This window comes from Protofrankia sp. Cr1 (assembly GCF_963555865.1).
In the GTDB taxonomy this organism is placed as follows: Bacteria; Actinomycetota; Actinomycetes; order Frankiales; family Frankiaceae; genus Protofrankia.
This window is the reverse complement of record NZ_CAUVXO010000524.1, coordinates 3,919-5,135: the sequence shown is the minus strand read 5'-3', so window position 1 is coordinate 5,135 and position 1,217 is coordinate 3,919. Positions and strand designations below refer to the sequence as shown.

The window sequence follows — 1,217 nt, the reverse complement described above, 5'->3', positions numbered from 1 at the left end:
CGAGGCGCTGCTGAGCGCCGTGACCGGCAACCTCGACCGCCCGGTGCCCACATGTCCCGGCTGGGATGCCCGCCGGCTTGTCGGTCATGTCGGACGTGTGCTGGAGGCCCAGACGACCCACATACGCCGGGCGACGACGCAGCCGCCGGAGCGGGTCGGACCGCCGCCGACCGACGACACCGAACTGATCGACTACTACCATCAATGTCTCGACCTGGCGGTCGACATCCTCACCTCGGTCGACGCCGACCTGCCCGCGTGGAACTTCACGCTGGCGCCGAAGATCGCCCGATTCTGGCCCCGCAGGCTGGCACACGAACTGCTCGTACACCGGTACGACGCGGCGAACTGCGCCGGCCTGACATGGACGGTCGAGCCGACCTTCGCCGCTGACGGGGTGGACGAGGTGCTCACCGTCCTGCTTCCGGCCGCCAGGGCGGCCGGGGTGACGCCGGTCGCCGCCGACGGAAGCGCGCACGTACACCTCACCGACACCGATGGGGAATGGCTGGTCCGGTTGGACGGCACGACGGTCGAGGTGAGCGTCGGCCACGCGAAAGGGGACGGGGTGCTGCGCGGACCGGCCGACAAGGTACTGCTGGCGCTGTGGGGACGGGTGGCGCCGGACTCGGACGGCCTCATAGTCCTCGGTTCCGCAGAACTCATCCAAGCACTGCTGCCTGGGCGGTGACACAGGGTGTCCGGGATGGCGGATTCGACGCCGATTCCGGCCGCTCTGAATAGCACGCCGGCGGGATAGCAAGAACCGCAACGTGGCTGTTGACAGGTATTCGCCGCAGCAGCGAAGATTCGACCATGGCGACTGTTTCGGCGAGTGCGCTCTGTATCGCACCCTTGGATAGGGTATGGGCTACGCTGACCGACCTGTCCAGGTATCCGGACTGGAACACCGTGCACATCTCCTTCCCCAAAGGAGCACCCGCGGCCCTCGAGCCGTCGTCGACGTTCACCCAGAAAATATCGAACATGGGAACGTCCGCCGAGGTCAGATGGACGATCACGACGGTGGAGCCACCACGGCTGCTGGAGTTCAAAGGCCTCGGTCCGATGAATACCTCCGTCCAGACGTCCTACGAGGTCGACACGGTCGAGGGAGGCACCCGGGTCACCGTTACGAACGAATTCACCGGCACCATGGTCAGAATCGGGGGCAGACGACTCACCACCTCCGCGCAGACTGCTCTTGAAACATCGCT

General features: G+C 66.1%; 2 protein-coding genes. Both read left to right on the top strand.

Annotated features, from left to right (window positions below):
• The coding region (locus tag U9980_RS25105) for a maleylpyruvate isomerase family mycothiol-dependent enzyme (RefSeq protein WP_322770188.1) at window positions 1-691 on the top strand (691 nt) is incomplete at its 5' end.
• Window positions 692-816: 125 nt separating this feature from the next.
• A partial coding sequence (locus U9980_RS25100) for an SRPBCC family protein (protein ID WP_322770187.1) occupies window positions 817-1,217 on the top strand: 401 nt, incomplete at its 3' end.